The sequence below is a fragment of the uncultured Ferrovibrio sp. genome, assembly GCF_937960835.1.
In the GTDB taxonomy this organism is placed as follows: domain Bacteria; phylum Pseudomonadota; class Alphaproteobacteria; order Ferrovibrionales; family Ferrovibrionaceae; genus Ferrovibrio.
Window position 1 is genome coordinate 1 of sequence record NZ_CALGPC010000008.1, and the last position, 15,037, is coordinate 15,037.

Annotated in this window: 10 protein-coding genes and 1 tRNA gene; 7 read left to right on the forward strand and 4 right to left on the reverse strand. The window is 56.8% G+C overall.

Annotated elements, in window-relative coordinates; all coding sequences use genetic code 11:
- Positions 1-372: methyl-accepting chemotaxis protein (locus Q0603_RS07890; protein ID WP_298724360.1), on the forward strand; the 372-nt coding region annotated here is incomplete at its 5' end.
- A 44-nt stretch (positions 373-416) separates the two neighbouring features.
- On the opposite strand, the gene Q0603_RS07895 is transcribed toward Q0603_RS07890, so the two are convergent.
- From Q0603_RS07895 to Q0603_RS07905, 3 genes are all read right to left on the reverse strand, one after another.
- Positions 417-1,037, reverse strand: coding sequence for an FMN-binding negative transcriptional regulator (locus tag Q0603_RS07895; RefSeq protein WP_298724362.1), 621 nt, complete (start codon positions 1,035-1,037; stop codon positions 417-419).
- 399 nt (positions 1,038-1,436) lie between these two features.
- Entirely contained in the window at positions 1,437-2,660 is a 1,224-nt protein-coding gene (locus Q0603_RS07900) for a methyl-accepting chemotaxis protein (protein ID WP_298724365.1), read from the reverse strand.
- A gap of 28 nt (positions 2,661-2,688) precedes the next feature.
- Positions 2,689-3,213 (reverse strand): PAS domain-containing protein, encoded by a 525-nt coding sequence (locus tag Q0603_RS07905; RefSeq protein ID WP_298724366.1) that lies wholly within the window; start codon positions 3,211-3,213, stop codon positions 2,689-2,691.
- Between the two features lie 550 nt (positions 3,214-3,763).
- On the opposite strand from Q0603_RS07905, the gene cysA reads away from it, so the two are divergent.
- Genes cysA through cysW form a run of 4 tightly spaced genes read left to right on the forward strand, consistent with a single transcriptional unit; the run spans position 3,764 to position 7,633 of the window.
- Positions 3,764-4,858, forward strand: coding sequence for a sulfate ABC transporter ATP-binding protein (gene cysA / locus Q0603_RS07910; protein ID WP_298724369.1), 1,095 nt, complete (start codon positions 3,764-3,766; stop codon positions 4,856-4,858).
- Between the two features lie 35 nt (positions 4,859-4,893).
- Complete coding sequence (locus Q0603_RS07915; protein ID WP_298724371.1) at positions 4,894-5,901, forward strand: sulfate ABC transporter substrate-binding protein; 1,008 nt, start codon at positions 4,894-4,896, stop codon at positions 5,899-5,901.
- A 20-nt stretch (positions 5,902-5,921) separates the two neighbouring features.
- Positions 5,922-6,788 carry a sulfate ABC transporter permease subunit CysT gene (gene cysT / locus Q0603_RS07920; protein ID WP_298724373.1) on the forward strand — a complete coding sequence of 289 codons (867 nt, stop codon included), beginning with the start codon at positions 5,922-5,924 and terminating at the stop codon, positions 6,786-6,788.
- On the forward strand, positions 6,788-7,633 hold the full coding sequence (cysW, locus tag Q0603_RS07925) for a sulfate ABC transporter permease subunit CysW (RefSeq protein ID WP_298724376.1): 846 nt from the start codon (positions 6,788-6,790) through the stop codon (positions 7,631-7,633). The genes cysT and cysW overlap by 1 nt, the downstream gene beginning before the upstream one ends.
- A gap of 131 nt (positions 7,634-7,764) precedes the next feature.
- Here the strand turns inward: cysW and Q0603_RS07930 are convergent.
- Positions 7,765-7,839: transfer RNA gene (locus Q0603_RS07930), tRNA-Thr, on the reverse strand.
- 217 nt (positions 7,840-8,056) lie between these two features.
- Between Q0603_RS07930 and Q0603_RS07935 the strand changes: the two genes are divergently transcribed.
- Positions 8,057-10,792 (forward strand): hypothetical protein, encoded by a 2,736-nt coding sequence (locus tag Q0603_RS07935; protein ID WP_298724378.1) that lies wholly within the window; start codon positions 8,057-8,059, stop codon positions 10,790-10,792.
- A complete protein-coding gene (locus Q0603_RS07940; RefSeq protein ID WP_298724380.1) occupies positions 10,752-14,972 on the forward strand; it encodes a DEAD/DEAH box helicase in 4,221 nt (1,406 codons plus the stop codon). The genes Q0603_RS07935 and Q0603_RS07940 overlap by 41 nt, the downstream gene beginning before the upstream one ends.
- Positions 14,973-15,037: the final 65 nt, after the last annotated feature.

Here is a 15,037-nt window from a genome sequence, read left to right on the forward strand (position 1 = left end):
GCCTCCAACGCGCAAGTGAAGTCGGGCGCGGCGCTGGTCAATCAGGCCGGCGACAGCCTCAGCGAGATCGTCACCGCCGTGAAGAAGGTGTCGGATATCGTCGCTGAGATTGCGGCGGCCTCTGCCGAACAGGCGCGCGGCCTGGAAGAGGTCAACGGCGCCGTGGTCAACATGGACGAGATGACCCAGCGCAACGGCGCCCTCGTCGAAGAGACCAATGCCTCGGCACAGGCGATGGCAAACCAAGCGCGGCAGCTTGCCGAGCTGGTCGGCCATTTCCGCATCGACAGCAGCGCGGACGCAAACGATGCCCTGCAAGAAGCGGCTGCTCCGCAGCAGGCTGAAACCCATGTGGAGGATGCGGCGGACTGAATCATCCGCCGCGCCACACGGTTCAGCTTCTCAGCGCCTGCTTCTCAACGCTTGGGCGTTGCGCGCTCCATCGCATCGGCCAGACGTAAATTGTCCTCGCCGCCCTCCTTGCGCAGGGCGGCGGCCACCAGCGCAATATCTGCAGGCCGGTTCTGGCTGAGCTTAAACTTGCCTTCCAGCCGGGAGATTGCGATCTCCACGCCGACGATGCCGCGCAGCATCGCATCCACAAAATTGTCCGGCTCGTCATCCAGACGCCAGCCGCCCTCTTCCGGCTCGTAGACCTTTGACAGACGGTCCACGATGCCGCGCAGGCGCGTCGCATCGCGGATCACCGTCGCGCGGCCATAGGCATGCACCGCCATGTAGTTCCAGGTTGGTACTGCAGGCTTCTTGGCGTACCAGCGCGGCGAGATATAACCATGCGGTCCCTGGAAGACGCAGAGCACGTCGGCGCCATCCAAAGCTGCCGCCTGCGGATTGGCAGCCGCAAGATGGCAGACCAGCCTGCCCGGTCCGCCATCTTCGCGTTCCAGCAGAAAAGGAATGTGGCTGCCGATCAGATCCGCGCCGCCGCCGGACAGCAGCAGGCCGAAGGCATTTGCGGCGATGAAGCCCTGCAGCAGCGCCTGATCACGCGCGGCGAAATGAGCCGGGATATACATGGGCATTCGCTTCCTTGTTTGCGGCGTCATAAAAGGCCGGTTCGGGCAGCGCCGCAACGGAAGAATTGTCCCGATCTTGTCTGCTTAGGGCTGCGTGAGCCGAGTGAAGGTATCTTGTTGCAGCCATGGCGGCGCAAAGCCGGACGGCTGCCGAGCCGCTCGTAATAAGCCGCCACGGCGGAGAAAGCTAAATGATCCAGCGGCGTCATGAACCAGCGGTTCACCGACCGGCCGATGGGAATATCGGCGGCCGTAGAGTATGCCCCCGCGACAGAGGCGCCGGTAGCCCTCCAGCTGACGATCCAGCACCGCGATCCTGGCCGTTCAGTCGGCGATCGAGACCGGATGGAGACAACCACCCGGTTGTCTCCATCTTGTTTCGATCTTTAGACGGCTTGCTTACAGCTTGCGGATATAGCCGAGGAAGTCGCCAACCTGGCGGCCAAGCTGTGCGGCCTGTTCGTTGAGGCTGTTGGCCGCATTGCTGACGCTTGCGGCCGCCTCGCCGGTGGTCGCCGCCGCCTCGGAAATCTCCTGGACGTGATCGGAGACGCTTTCGATGCCGGCCGCCGCTTCGTGGATGTTGTTGCTGATATGGGCGGTGGCGTCGGCCTGCTCGCCCACCGAATCCGCAATTGTGCCGACGCGCTGGTTCAGGGTGTCGGCATGGCCCTTGATCACGTCGATGGCCGAGATCGTATTCTCGGACGCATGCTGAATCGCGGCAATCTGATCGGCGATGCTCTTGGCAGCTTCGGCGGTCTTCTGCGCGAGGTTGCGCACTTCCTGGGCCACCACGGCAAAGCCCTTGCCCGCCTCGCCGGCGCGCGCCGCTTCGACGCTTGCGTTCAGCGCCAGCAGATTGGTCTGGAAGGCGACACTTTTGATGAACTCCACCACCTCGTCGATCTTGGCATTGGCAACCGCCAATTCCTGCACTGCAGCGCTGGCGCGCGCGACTTCATCGGCCACCGACTGGCTGGCGGCGCGGGAATCGCGCACCTGATGGCCGATCTCGACCACGGAAGCATTAAGCTCTTCGGCTGCCGATGCGACCGCCTGCGTATTGGCACTGGATTGCCGCGCGGCGGCGGCGACCGAACTCGTCTTCTCATGCACGGCCCGGACTTCGCTGGCCATGGTATCGGCATTGGAGAGCAAGGTGCCGGCGGAGGACTGCACCGCCGAGACGATCGACATCACTTCGCGCTCGAACTGGTCGGCAAGCTGCTGCCGCTCGGCGCGGGCCCGGGCTTCCATCTCCGCGCGCTGTTCGGCCATTTCCGCCTCCAGCCGCGCGGTGGCCTCGGCCTTGGCCTGCATGGAGCTGCGCGCCGTGTTGATGACCTGCGCGCCGCGGCGGAATTCGCCGAGCATGCCGCGCAGCATGAAAGTGCGGAAGAACTTGCCTTCCGAGGCATAGGTGAGCGAGGCGGTGGCCTCGCGGATGAAGGCCTCGGTACGATCGAGCAGACGGTTCAGCGATTGCAGAATCGGCGCCAGTTCACCGTGGCTTTCGGTATCGACGACACGCACGCCGAGATCGCCGGCGGCCGCGCGCTCGCAAACAACAGCGATCTCGTCCAGCGCTCGCTGGCGACGATCCTTACCAAAAAAACGCATACCCTTCCTCCACACCCCTTTCGCCGGTTTAGGCAACCAGCGAAAACACGAATTGCTCGTAGGAAACCTGATTCTTGTTCAGGATATCGTGCAGCATCGCCACGCCGGCGGCCTGGCCCTGCTTGCGGTCATGATGACGCTGCTCTTCCTCCAGCAGCGCGCGATACAGCGGCTCGACCTTGGCGATGACGCCCGGCTCGGGCTTGCGGCGGCTGGAATGGTAGCTGACGATCTTGCCTGAAATGTCGAAGCTCGGCGTCACATGGGCGAAGACCCAGTAGTAATCGCCATTGCGCGCCATGTTCTTGACATAGGCAAAGATCTCGTTGCCGGAGCTGATGGTGTCCCACAGCAACTGGAAGACACAGCGCGGCATGTCGGGATGCCGCACGATGCTGTGCGGCTGGCCGACGAGATCATGCTCGGAATAACCGGCGACGCGGCAGAAGACCTCGTTGGCATAGGTGATACGGCCGCGCGTGTCGGTCTTGCTGACAATGATCTCGTCCTCGCCGAACGTGCGCTCGACCTGGGTAGGCGTGGGACGCTTCATGGATGGCCTCGGGTCACGGAAATGACGGTTACGATCGGGCAGCGGACGCGTTTGGCGGGCGGACGGACGGTTATAATTCTAGGTAGCAAAGGCCATCAGATTTTGATGGGTGTCAAGTTTCCAAACGGTTACATAATCTCCGGAAAACCGGGTGAATCGGAGGAAATCTCCACCCAGTGTGCGTAAATTAATGACGAAGGTTTAACCCTAGGGAATGGCCATGCCGCTGGCGGCCGCGCCGTCCGTAATCTTGCTGGTCGAAGCCCTGATCGCCACCGACTTGCCCACCAGCCTTTGGCGAACCTGCTGTCGGAGCCGGACATCCTGATTCAGGACCTGATTCAAGACGAGGCGCTGTCTCTGGGGTTAATATGGTGTCTTTTCAAGAAGATAAATCAAAAGTGCCAGCCGTCTGCTGCCGCGGCACGCCCATATACAACAAAATACAGATGTATTATTAAATAATTTACGTCGTTAATTAGCATAGATTTGTTGACGCCCGCGCTATCTGTGTAGAAACTTCCGCCACAGACACTGCAGGCATTTCTTCATGGCGATCGACATCCAGGACATCCACAAGCAGTTCGGCAAGGTGCCGGTACTGCGCGGTATCGATCTGCAGATCGCGGATGGCGAACTGATCGCCCTGCTCGGCGCCTCAGGATCGGGCAAGACGACGCTGCTGCGCATTCTCGCCGGCCTTGACTGGCCCAATACCGGCTCCGTCAGCGTCGATGGCACCGACTGGCTGGCGCTGGAAGCGCAGCGCCGCGGCGTCGGCTTCGTTTTCCAGCATTATGCGCTGTTCCAGCATATGTCGGTCTTCGAGAACATCGCCTTCGGCCTGCGCGTGCAGCCCAGGGACAGGCGCCCGGCAGAAGACGAAATCCGCAGCCGTGTTGAGGAACTGATCCGGCTGGTGCAAATCGAAGGCTTAGGCGAGCGCTATCCGGCGCAGCTTTCGGGCGGCCAGCGCCAGCGTGTCGCCCTGGCGCGCGCGCTCGCCATCCGGCCGAAGGTGCTGCTGCTTGACGAGCCTTTCGGCGCGCTGGATGCCCGCATCCGCAAGGATCTGCGCCGCTGGCTGCGCGACCTGCATGACCAGCTCGGCATGACCACCATTTTTGTTACCCATGACCAGGAAGAGGCCTTCGAACTGGCCGACCGCGTGGTGCTGATGGGCGAGGGCCGGATCGAACAGGTCGGCACACCCGATGAAATCTACGAACATCCGGCCAGCCCCTTCGTGGCCCGCTTCCTCGGCGGCGTGAATGAATTGCCGGCGGAACTGCACAATGGCCGACTGGTGCTGCCCCATGCCGATACTTCCGCGGTCGAGCGTGTTGCCGCCGGCGATGGCGCGGTAACGCTGTTCGTGCGGCCGCATGAGATCGAACTCATTGCCGATGCCACATCCGGCGCGCGGATCAGCGATGTGGCCTCCAATGGCCCAAGCTTCCGGTTCGACATTGCCCTGCCCGGCATCGACAAGCCGGTCGAGGTCGAGCTGACGCGCGAGGCCGTGCGCGGCCGCAACCTGAAACGCGGCGATGCCGTGCGGCTGAAAATCCTGCGCGGACGCATCTTCGAGCCGGCGCAGCGCCCGGCCGCGGCCGCGGCTGAGAAACGCGCTGCCAGCGCCTGATTTCCCGTTTTCATTTCACTTAAGGACAACGCCAGATGAAACGCATCGCATCGCTTGCCGCCGCCGCCGTGCTGGCGGCCGCTTCACCGTCTTTCGCGCAGGACAAGGGCCCGTCCGACATCCTGAACGTCTCCTATGACGTCTCCCGCGAATTGTTCGCCCAGATCAATCCGGTCTTCGCCGCCGAATGGAAGGCCAAGACCGGACAGGTGCTGGAAATCAAGCAGTCGCATGCCGGCACCTCGCGCCAGGCCCGCTCGATCCTGGAAGGCCTGCAGGCCGATGTGGTCACCTTCAACCAGTTCCTCGATATCCAGATGCTGGCCGACAAGGGTTTCGTCGCCAAGGACTGGCAGAAGAAATTCCCCAACAACGCCTCGCCCTTCTATTCGCTGCCGGCCTTCCTGGTTCGCAAGGGCAATCCGAAGAATGTGAAGGACTGGAGCGATCTGATCCGTCCGGATGTGAAGTCGGTCTTCCCCAATCCGAAGACCTCGGGCAATGCGCGCTACACCTATCTGGCCGCCTATGCCTTCGCGCTGGAGCAGAACAAGGGCGACCATGCCAAGGCGAAGGAGTTCGTGAAGACGCTGCTGGCCAATGTGCCTGTCTTCGACACCGGCGGCCGCGGCTCGACCACTACCTTCGTCGAGCGCGAGATCGGCGATGTGCTGATCACCTTTGAATCCGAGACCAATGGCATCCGCCGCGAATATGGCGACAAGGGCTTCGACCTTGTCACCCCGTCGCTCAGCCTGCTCGCCGAATTCCCGGTTGCCGTGGTCGACCGCGTCGCCATCAAGCGCGGCAGCCAGCAGGTCTCGCAGGCCTATCTGAACTTCCTCTACAGCGAGGCCGGCCAGGAGATTCTGGCGAAAAACTTCAACCGCGTGCACGATCCGAAGGTGAAGGAGAAGTACAAGGTGCAGTTCCCGGAGGTGAGGCTGGTGACGGTGGAGCAGGTTTTTGGCGGCTGGGAAAAGGCCAACAAGGATCATTTCGCCGAAGGCGGCATCCTCGAACAGGTCTTTGTGAACCGCTGACCTGAACTGTTGGGTCCATCGTGACAGCTGTCGCTATCAGCAATGCAAGCACGCGCCGGGTGAAAGCCCGGCGCGTTCTGCCTGGCTTCGGCCTCGCGCTGGGCGGCACGCTGCTCTATCTCGCCATCATCGTGCTGCTGCCGCTGGCAGCTTTGCTGCTGAAATCCGCCGAGATCGGGCCTGAGGGTTTCCTGCGACTTCTGTCGAGTCCGCGCGTGCTGGCTTCGCTGCAGATCACGGTGACGGCCGCGGCCCTGGCGACGCTGTTCAATGCCGGCTACGGCCTGCTGATGGCCTGGATTCTTGTGCGCTACGACTTTCCCGGCAAACGCATCCTCGATGCGCTGATCGATCTGCCGTTTGCCCTGCCCACCGCCGTGGCCGGCGTTGCGCTCACCGCGCTTTACGCCGGCAATGGCTGGTATGGCCAGGTGATCGAAGGCATGGCCGGAATCAAGGTTGCCTATACGGTGATCGGCGTCGCCATCGCCATGGCCTTCACGGCAGCGCCTTTCGTGGTGCGCACGGTGCAGCCGGTGCTGGAGGATATTCAGCCCGATGTGGAAGAGGCGGCGGCGACGCTTGGCGCCTATCCGGGCCTGATCTTCCGCAAGATTGTCTTTCCCGCCATCTTCCCGGCCTATCTCACCGGCTGCGCGCTGGCCTTCGCCCGCTGCCTCGGCGAATTCGGCGCGGTGATCTTCATCGCCGGCAACCTGCCTTTCAAGACCGAGATCGCGGCCCTGCTGATTTTCATCCGGCTGGAGGAATACGACTATCCGGCGGCAGCGGCGCTCGCCGTGGTGCTGCTGGCCGGCGCCTTCTGCATCCTTCTGCTGGTCAATGCAATCCAGGCCTGGCAGATGCGCTATAAGGTGAAAAACTGATGGCCGCCGATGCTGCATTCCACGCCGCGCCTGCCGCCGTCGGCAGAAGCCCCTCGCGCCTGCCGCTGATCCTGATCCTGCTCGGCACGGTGCTGACGCTGCTGTTCATCGTTGCACCCGTCATTGTGATTTTTGTTCAGGCACTTTCGAAGGGCTGGAGCATGTATGCCGCCAGCATCCTGCAGCCCGATACGCTTCATGCCGTACTGCTCACCATTGTGGTCACGCTTGCCGTGGTGCCGATCAATCTGGTCTTCGGCGTCGCTGCCGCCTGGCTGATCGCCAAATTCGACTTTCCCGGCAAGAAGCTGCTGCTGACCCTGATCGAGATTCCCTTCTCGATCTCGCCGATCGTTGCCGGCGTCACCTATATCCTGCTCTATGGCGGGCAGGGCCTGCTTGGGGATTTTCTGGTCGAGCACGATATCCAGATCATGTTCGCTTTACCGGCGATCATCCTGGTCACGCTGTTCGTCACCAGCCCCTTCGTGGCACGTGAGCTGATCCCGCTGATGCAGGCCCAGGGCAGTGAGCAGGAAGAAGCGGCGACCACGCTGGGCGCCGCCGGCTGGCAGATTTTCTGGCGCGTGACCTTGCCCAATATCCGCTGGGCCCTGCTCTACGGCACCATCCTCTGCGCGGCCCGCGCCATTGGCGAATTCGGCGCCGTTTCGGTGGTGTCGGGCAATGTACGCGGCGAGACCAACACGCTGCCGCTGCAGATCGAACTGCTCTATCACGACTATAACGCGGTCGGCGCCTTCGCCGCCGCCAGCACGCTCACTGTACTGGCACTGCTGACGCTTGTCGTGAAAGCCTGGCTGGAGCGCCGCATCCGGCACTGAGGCGGAAGCGCTTCCGACCGCCCGGCCGGTCTAATACGATTTCCTGATGCCTGGCCCAGTTTGGGATGATTTAACGGGAGAGCTTCGCTCGATTGGAGCAGCCAACTTCTTTTCCCTGCTGCTACCGGGAATGGTGCCGGCGGAGGGATTTGAACCCCCGACCTCCACTTTACGAAAGTCTTGCTCTACCGCTGAGCTACGCAGACAACCGGGCCCTGCGTACCCAAAAACCTACGTAACTCAATGCGTTAGCTTATAGCGCAGATTCAGCCGCCGTGGCCATCATTCTGCTCTTCAGAAGCAGACTAATGATGCCGCACGATGTGTCGAAATGCGTAATAGTCGTTGCTCGGATTTAGCCACAAGTTGTAGTTTTACCAGAGAAGATCACCGTTGGAGCTGACGACCGGGGGAAGGGGGGATATGGCTGGAAAGTTCCAGGATTGGAATCATCGCCAACGCCTTCAGCATTTACAAGAATTGCAGAGAGCCCGCTTTGACGCCAAGCGGAAGTTAGCCCAGCAGCGGCCTACAGAAAGGGAGGGAGCCGTCGGAGCCGTAATAGAAACGGTGCCGACGGGATATAATAGTCTTGGTCTTTTCAGGCCAATATCTGGGCGGGCCCGTTATGAACGAACCTCCAAAGCCAACGATACGTTGGTGTTAGTGGAGGGCCAGCCCATCATCACCTCTGTTCATCAATCTATGGATGATCGTGCCGATCGCATCGTGCAGACTTGGCCGAGCAAGCCCGAAAACGTTTTCATCATTGCGGCGCTCTCGATCCTTGAAGGGCGTCTCCATGGAAAGCTGGGGCATGCTAGTGTCGGTGTGTGGCCATGGCGTCCAAGCCTCACGGCGGCGGCGCGCTCAATCCTAGTCGAGCCCAAAGAACTAGTGGAAGCTGCCCGCACGGTTATCAATGATATAAGGGAACGCCGAGATTGGATCCATCCGAGGATCGCTATGGAGGAGTATCAGCTGCTCCTCATGCGTTTACAAGACCTGCGTCCGAGGACGGGTTTTACTGTACGGCGTCCAACGCTTTTAGAGATTACGCCAGTTTTCGCCCCTTCAAATGAACACTTACGAACCCAGGGGCGCCACCCCATCTACCCAGCCACGCCCGACCAATTCCTAAACCGCATCCAAAATTACACCTTGATTGGCAAGATGGCTGATAACGCTCGTCAGAAGGTGGAGCGGATTGGAGACCCAACGGTTTCACCTTATGCGATATTTGGCCTTCCAACCGACATGCGTACTCTCAGTGCATGTCTCAAGTTTGAACGATTCCGTAACCTTGGGCTGGATGTAGTGGTGGCAGATCTTACCCGCCCGGCCAGAGAATTGATGGGGCGTCGTTGGGAGAAGTCACTAAAAATATTAGTGGAATCTATGGCAAACCTGGGGCGAGCGCGTCCTGGCATTGTCGCCATCTGCGATGATTCCTTCGCAGCCAGAAAGGCTCATGAGCTTTTTAAGATTAGAAAGACCCCGCATCGATTTCCCGAGCGACGCGGAGTGTTTCTACCATCATCAAGTCTCCTAAATAGCGCTACCCGTTTTAAAACAACACCCCAGTCACTTCCTCCCATAAAGTGGGAAATTGATCTTAAGGATGGTTCCCTGGTCGATCTAAGGGACAAGTTGATTTCCTTGGCTCGAAAATTAGAAGACGCTGGGCTCGATGAGCATGCCTGGGCTGTTAGAGTAGGGTTGCAGTTCGTTCGCAGGATTGTCGCTTTGCCTGTCGGCTTCACGGAAGCTAGAGAGATCATCGAAATTCTCCATCCTGGGGATGATGAGCGTGATGAGCTGATGAGGGGACGTTACTTTTGTGACCATGCGCTTCATCCGCTCAGTCAGGCCATCGCCAACAATAGCGTGTTTACGGGAGAGCTGAAGGACGCCTATGCCGCGATTTTAAGAACGGTCGACCGGTGGGCCGATGCGACGCCTATTTCCCTGAAACTCCGCTCCATTCTGGGAGCGATTCAAAATCCGGACGATCAGCTCCTCGTTTTTCCATACAAAAGTGACTGCGACATCTATCAGTCGGCTGACGCTTGGTTGACATGTCGCGTGCCAGTGGTTCATGCCAAAGCGCTAAGATATGTACTTGACGCTCATCGCCGACAGCGGCTGATTCTGGTGCAACCGGATGTCGATACTATCCGCACCCTACTGGTACACCCCAATACCCCCTCATCAGTAGTGATAATAGGCGATGCCTCGGGAGCCCGCTTGTTGGCGGGTGAACTCCGTCCTCTTGTCAATCTAGAAGGGTTTTCGGCTGTCCGTGATCGAGCCAAGCCTCTGCTGGATGCAATCGGTAAAAGCGCGGCTGAGCTCGCTGGCGAGGATTCAGATCTCGAAATCGTTATGCCGAAAGATTACCGGAACTTGGACTTTACCCAAGAGGATGAGGGTGAAAAAAAGTATTCTGGTGCTATCATAAGAATTCGCACCTCGGGCGGCTACACGATTAAATACCGGTCGAATGCCTGGGTGCTGCGTAGCACCCCTAATGAATTACGAGCCTTTGAAAAAGTGCAAGCCAATACACTTGTCGAAGGCGATGCTATTCTTGTTATGTCTCGCCCATTAATGGTGTTGTTGCGCGAACATTTTGCTCGAATGCCAAAAACATTAGAAAATCTGCGTCAGTATCACAAAGCGGTGGCATCGCGAGTGTCAGATATTCCAGGCAATAACATCGCTGAGAAAGCTCGCGAAATACTGCGTCGCATCCAATCAGTCGATCCAAGATTCGAGGATAGTGAGGTCACTAACATCAAGCGCTGGCTAAGCGTTCAGGAAAATACTGTCGATGATCCGGCGGCCATGCCATTCGCCCCCAAAACCTCCCGACGATACAAGCTATTTATGGGTGCTCTTGGCATTCCTATGCCGCTTGCTGAGGCGTACTGGAATCTGGGGATTAGGCCGACACGCGCCTATCGTATCCGAGAAGGCTTACTTTTCCATGAACGAGCAGTCGATTTTGTAATCGACCCGGAAAGCACTCTTATTAGAGATCGCGATGGTGCGTTGACCGAACTTTGGCAAACCATCATCCAAAACGTTGATGTAATCGAGAAAGCGGAGACGTTCAGTGTCAGCACCGCGCCTAGCGCCCTCAGTTCAGCCATATGATCTTGAAAAAGCGGAACTGCCTCACGATGACCTCCAAGAACTGAAAGAGGCAGTGTGCGATGCTCTAATAGAACGAACTCGCCGCGCCGTATCTGGTGAAGATGAGTTCGGCGAACTGATCCTGGGCGCAAAACCGTCGAAGACATTAGTCAGCGGATTCTTGCTTCCCGGCATCAACAAAAGTGACGACGAGGTCGTCAGTGACATTTCAATCTCTATGCATGGCATGGACATCAGAATAGATGGCCGCCAGGCTGGTGAGATAATTGTTCGTCCCTCCTTCAATATGTATGTGCGTATCCTGCCCGAGGCGGTGGATGTCTTCGATCCCCGCTTTGGATTGCGTCCAATGCCTCGCCTGAAAAAGGAGATACAAGACGAAATCAATGCAGAGAGAAGGAGACGGTATAAAAACGAAATACCGCAGGATCTGTCATCTAGAGAGAGTAATTATCTGCGAGATACGATTATTCGAGAAATCTATTTGAAGCACGGTATTGATCTGAAGCCTGAGCAAATCGGGAAAGAGGAAAAGCCTGGCGAATTGCCAGATCAAGACGGAGAACAGGTCGAAGCAATAAGAGATAATCAGGTGCTTGTTCCGGACGACAAAGGAATGCCGGAGGATATTCCTGAGGCGTGGCTCCGGCTGCCTGTTGATGTCCCCGCACTGATGCTTCCTCTTCCTTATAAAGAGGATGAATGGAAGAACGCGGTTGATACACACCGAATTCTTCTGAATAAGTCAATTCACCAAGCCTTCTACGAGTGGATTAATACGGAAGTCGGCGTGGCTCGTGCTTGGCGCCCCCGCAAGGCACCGCCATCGGCTTTCTGGACTCCCGAGAATTGGACTAAGTTTCTCAACGAGGTGAGACAGAGCAAGGTAGAGCCCAAACATATTATACCTCGTGTCGAGGTAGCTCTGGTCGTAGATGTCCTGAGAGATCCTTTCGTCGAAGGGCATCTGACTATCAGGCTTGCAATCGAAAACCGCAAGGAGAAACAGGACAATACAGAGAATGGCCTGTTTCAAGTCAATCTTACCGTAGAACTGCCTAAAGCTGTCCTGCAGTCAATGCGCTTGGAGCGTGTAAAGCCCTCTTATCACCTCTCGGGATTCCTCGATATGCCAGCGATAGGGGTGAACGGGGGGGTAACTTATCGAGATTTGGGAGAGATGATCGAATTGCGGAGCACTTGGGCTCCGCGCTTTGTTTTGCCCCGCATCCGACCAACAAAAATACACAAGGTACCAGTTGAGTACTCACATCTTTCCAATCCTGACCTAGACATTCAAGAGCTTGTGAAATTGCCCGATGAGATGCTTCTTTGGATCAAATCTGTTGAGAATCACATCGAAGAAAACGGTCTTTTTGATGCAGGAGCTACCCCCGGTCCCGAGGAAGTCAGCAGAGAGGAAATGCGTTACCACGGTGACTTGATCGCATGGAACGAAGAGCAGAATAGAATACGACTTGGTATCCAGCTGCTGCAGGAGAGTCAGGTAGCGTACCGGAAGAATAGGGATTGCCGTGAAGGCATCGCATACAGAGCCTGGTTAGCGACAAACAAATCTTTCCTAGAAGCGGCCAAGATTGAAAATCCTGGCTGGCGTCTATTTCAACTGGCTTTCATTCTTGCGCACATTCCCACCATCGCATCGCGAGTACCAGAATTCGAAAAGTACTTTTGCGAGGACTACGATGAGAGTAAGGCGACTCTGTTATATATGAGTACGGGCGGGGGAAAATCCGAGGCGTTCTTTGGTATTCTGATATTCACGCTTTTCTTTGATCGGCTGCGTGGCAAGCATCGCGGCGTCAGTGCGATGATACATTATCCGCTCCGCCTGCTGACTCTTCAACAAGCGCAGCGGCTGATGCGTCTACTAGCGCGGGCGGAAATGATCCGACGCAGGATGAAGCTTGATGGAGCGCCATTTGAGATAGGATTTTGGGTTGGATCGAGCAATACTCCAAACCATGTCACCGATGGTGATGACAGCAATAAGATTAAGAGTGCTCTTCAAGACATACCGCTGTGGAGCGACGTACCTCCTGAAAAAGAAGATGAACTGCAGAAACAGAATGCTGGATACGTCGGCCGAAATAACGCTTGGAATAAGCTACCTCGGTGTCCTTTCTGCGACAGCGAGCGTCCTACTGTTTTGAGGATTATTCCCGAGCAGCAGCATCGACTGGGAATCCTCTGCGTCAATCAAAAGTGCGACTGGAATAGGGCTCATGACCAGAGCTATCCAGCGCCATTACCATTTATTCTAGTCGACGCCGATATTTATCGGCGGGCACCATCTATTCTGCTTGGTACAATCGACAAATTGGCGTTGATCGGCAATCACCCCTCAACCATCGACAAGGTGGCGGGGATGTTCGGAATGGCGCGTGCCATTGATCCCGAAAACAATCTCTTATTCTCGCCGCATGCTGAGGATTTAGTTAAAGCTAAGGAAAAGGGGCGATTGCCCATCGCTCCTGCGGTCGCAGGCGGAAAGGAGGTATTTCTCGATCCTCTCCCTAGCCTGATCATTCAGGACGAGATGCATTTACTCGAAGAGTCTCTTGGTACCTTCGGTGGCCTATTCGAGACAACTTTATTCACATGGTTTAAGGAGCTGGCCAAGCTTTTAGGGCACCGAGCATGCCGGATTCCTGGCACTAGTATTCCGCGTATGCCCAAGATCATCGCGGCCACGGCTACAATATCGGACCCAGATCGCCAGATCGATGCCCTTTACCAGAGGAAGGTCCTCCGGTTTCCACATCCAGGCCCTCAAATCTATCGCACTTTTTACGGGGCGCCAGCCAGTTTCGAAACCAAGGAGGCTCAAGCTGATCGGCCAGTTGCTTCTGGAGTATCGCCGCGCCAGGAGGAGATCAATGCTCCGTGGGCTCGCGTTTATATATCCTTGCTGACAAATGGCCGCCCTCATACCGCAACAACTGTGGCGGTACTCAGTGCTTTCGCCGTTAATGTGACCTATTACCTACGGGCTCTCACTGGAGCGTCCATTACCAATCGTGCGAATGCGGTCGCGGATATACTAAAGAGACTCTCGAATAATCCACTGCAAAACCGACATCGTCGCGTAGTCGAGAAGTATCAAAATAGTCATGAAATTCTGGCCAACTTGGTGGACCTTCACCGCATTGCACTGACTTATGTAACTAATAAGAAAGGTGGCGACCAAGTAATGTCGGCGTTGCATAGCCAGACCATCAAGGATCACGATCGTGCAGCGCCCAATGGAGTTCTAAAGATTCGAGACTTTCAAATTGATTTAATAAGTGGTGGTGTTGACGTTAAAGGCATCCAGGCTGTTATCCAGAAGGCCGAATCGAGGTTCGTTTTTGGCTCTATGGACATTTCTGATACCTTGCGCTGCATAGTAGCAACCTCCGCGATTTCTCATGGTGTCGATGTGGAGAAGTTCAACTCCATGTTTTTTGCAGGCATGCCATCTGACATCGCTGAATATATTCAAGCATCGTCGCGTGTGGGTCGTACCCACGTTGGTTTCTCCATGCTGATTCCAACACCACAAAATCGTCGGGATCGATTTATCGTGGAGGTTCATGAAAGTTTTCATCGTTTGCTAGAGCGCATGATTTCGCCTCCCGCAATAGAGCGGTGGGCAGATAGGGCGTTGGAACGCGTTATTCCTTCACTGTTCCAGACTTATTTTGCTGGTGTTTTGTATCAGCAGGATTGGGTGCGCAATGGAACTGCAAGATTTCCCGGCACAGCACGAGCATTAAATTCAGAGCTATCCAGTCGCCGTGCAGAGGAAGTTATCAAGGCCTGCCATGACTTCGTGGCTCGGGCTCTTGGTGTGGAGGGGCTTAGGGACGAGAGTCAGCTAAATTATGCAAAGGACCTAGTTGCCAAGCAAGTCAATGCTATCCAGGGCATTCTGAAGTCCGGTGATTATACAGCTGAACTATCCAAATTCTGGGTCGACCAGCGCAATAACCTTCATCGTCCCATGACCAGCCTACGTGACGTGGATGAAGTTGGTAAGATAACGGCCGCACTTCACACCACCAGAGATACCACGACGCTCGATAAGTTTGGTGCCGCTATGGCGTTCATCCGTAAGCGACGGGTAAGCGCGTCATTACCTGTCAGCGAGATGGACATCGAGATCGATGAAAACTGAGGTGTGCTGTGAGGAAGAAGCAGTCGTTTATAGGCGCGAAGCAGAAGACCGACGCGCCACCTACT